Genomic DNA, 2585 nt, shown 5'->3' with positions numbered 1-2585 from the left:
CGAGAAGATCTTCGTGGCGGCAGTGAACCGCCTGCCGATGCGCGTGACGTACGACGACGGCACGGTGCACGGCGGCATACCGCGCCGCACCGAGGGAAGCGGCGTCCCGGAAATGCGGATCCACCGCCCCGGGGACTTTTTTGCTCGGTTGGGGGACAGCGGGCTGATCGGGCTGGGGGAGTCCTACATGGCGAAGGACTGGACTGCGCCGGACCTGACGGCGGTCATTGAAGTGTTCGCCGAGCGCGCCGCCCACCTGGTGCCGGTTCCGCTCCAGAAGCTGCGGGGCCTGTACCTTCCCAAGCCGCCGCGCAGGGAACGGAACACCACCGCCAACACCCGATCGAACATCTCGCGCCACTATGACCTGTCCAATGAGCTGTTCGCACTCTTCCTCGACAACACCATGTCCTACTCGAGCGCCCTGTTCGACGGCGTGGGCCCGGACCTGCTGGAGGTCCGCTGGGAGGACTTCGCGCCGGCGCAGCAGCGCAAGATTGACCGGCTCCTGGACCAGGCGGACGTCGGCCCCGGAAGCCGCGTGCTGGAGATCGGCACCGGCTGGGGTGAACTTGCCCTGCGGGCTGCCCGCCGGGGCGCCGAGGTAGTGACCGTTACGCTCTCCAGCGAGCAGAAGCGGCTCGCGGAGGAGCGGATCGCTGAAGCCGGGTTTGCGGACCGGGTCCGGGTGGAGCTGAAGGACTACCGCGCTGTGGAGGGCGAGTTCGACGCCATTGTGTCCGTCGAGATGATCGAGGCCGTCGGGTACGAATACTGGGGGGTCTACTTCCAGACCATCGACCGCCTGCTCGCGCCCGGCGGGAGGGTGGCCATCCAGGCGATCACCATGCCGCACGAGCGCATGCTGGCAACCCGCCGCTCCTATACCTGGATCCACAAGTACATCTTTCCGGGCGGTTTCATTCCGTCCGTGCGCGCCATCGAGGACATCACCGACCGCTACACCAGCCTGCGGGTCCGGGAACGGCTCTCCATGGGGGATCACTACGCGCAGACCCTGCGGCTGTGGGAGGAGCGCTTCCTCGCGCGCCTGGACGAGGTTGAGGCCCTGGGCTTCGATGAGATCTTCCAGCGGATGTGGCTGTTCTACCTGTGCTATTGCCGGGCTGGATTCCAGGCGGGTTACCTTGATGTCCAGCAACTGATCTTTGACCGCCGCCCCTGAACCGGCGGACGGATACCGCCGTCCATTTCACCGCCGCCCATGAGCACGCGCGCGGTCAGTCGTTTCCGCTCAAGTGCACCCTCATCCTGGAGCCACCGATGACAGATCTTCAGCAGTCCCGCCAGTCCGCCGGCATCAACCGAAGCATCGCGCCGTCCATCGCACGTATTCTCGAGCCCATCGTCGGGGGCGAGCTTCCCGTGCGGCTGACCGCCTGGGACGGAAGCTCGGCCGGCCCGGAAGGTGCCCCCGAGGTGCAGCTGAACAGCGCAAACGCCCTTCGGCGGCTCCTCTGGAGCCCGGGTGAGCTGGGCGCGTCGCAGGCGTACGTGACCGGAGAGCTCGACGTGTCCGGACCGCTGGAGGACGCACTCAACCACGTGTGGACGGTCGTCGGCGAACGGGGGCTCTCGATGCCATCGCTTCGGCCCCAGCTTGCCTTTCAGCTCGGCCGGCTGGCACGGGACCTGGGGGTTCTGCGCGGGCCCCTGCCTGCTCCGCGCAGCCAGGCCAGGATCACCGGCAAGCTGCACAGCCTCCTCCGGGACCGGGCGGCGATCAGCCATCATTACGATCTCTCCAACGATTTCTATGAGCTGATCCTCGACCGGCACATGGCGTATTCCTGCGCCTACTGGCGCTCGGATGATCCCGACTACACGCTGGAGGACGCCCAGCGGGACAAACTCGACCTGGTGTGCCGGAAGATCGGGCTGGACACCCTGCCCAACCAGCGGTTCCTGGACGTCGGGTGCGGGTGGGGTTCCCTCAGCCTTTACGCGGCGGAGCATTTCGGCGCAAAGGTCACCGGCGTAACGATCTCGCGTGAACAGAAGGCGTTCATTGACCGGCGCATCGCGGAGCGGAAGCTTCAGGACCGTGTGGAGATCCGACTGCAGGACTACCGCGATGTCACGGACGGCCCGTACGACGCCGTTGCTTCCCTCGAAATGGGCGAGCACGTAGGCGAGTCCAACTACGGAGTGTATGCCTCCACCCTGTTCCGCAACGTGCGGCCGGGCGGCAGCGTGCTGATCCAGCAGATGTCCCGGCACGGCAAGCACCCGGGCGGGGGACCGTTCATCGAATCCTTCATCGCGCCGGACATGCACATGCGTCCGGTCGGCGACACGGTCAACCTGGTTGAGGCTGCCGGCTTCGAGATCCGGGGTGTGGAGGCCATGCGCGAGCACTACGTGCGAACCATCGACGCGTGGCTGGCCCGGTTTGAGGGGAACTGGGAGCGCGCCGTTGAGATGATGGGCGAGGAAGTGGCCCGCGTGTGGCGGCTGTACCTGGTGGGGGCCAAGCTCACGTTCCGTGGCGGACGCATGGGCGTCGACCAGATCCTGGTCCGGCGCCCGGAGTAAACCGCCGCGCCTGCCGAGCGGTCGGCGGG

General features: G+C 66.8%; 2 protein-coding genes. Both read left to right on the top strand.

Going from position 1 to position 2585, the window contains the following annotated elements:
• Positions 1-1186 (top strand): SAM-dependent methyltransferase (locus X803_RS17035; RefSeq protein ID WP_035777405.1); only part of this gene is annotated, 1186 nt, incomplete at its 5' end.
• A 98-nt stretch (positions 1187-1284) separates the two neighbouring features.
• A complete protein-coding gene (locus tag X803_RS0101390; protein ID WP_026543736.1) occupies positions 1285-2556 on the top strand; it encodes an SAM-dependent methyltransferase in 1272 nt (423 codons plus the stop codon).
• Positions 2557-2585: the final 29 nt, after the last annotated feature.

Source organism: Arthrobacter sp. 35/47 (assembly GCF_000520475.1).
GTDB lineage: Bacteria > Actinomycetota > Actinomycetes > Actinomycetales > Micrococcaceae > Arthrobacter_D > Arthrobacter_D subterraneus.
Note: the sequence above shows the minus strand (reverse complement) of the source record. Positions and strands in the feature narration are given on the sequence as shown.

Excerpts from the sequence above, each read along its gene's own strand:
- X803_RS0101390 (WP_026543736.1), top strand. The coding sequence starts at position 1,285 with ATGACAGATCTTCAGCAGTCCCGCCAGTCCGCCGGCATCAACCGAAGC.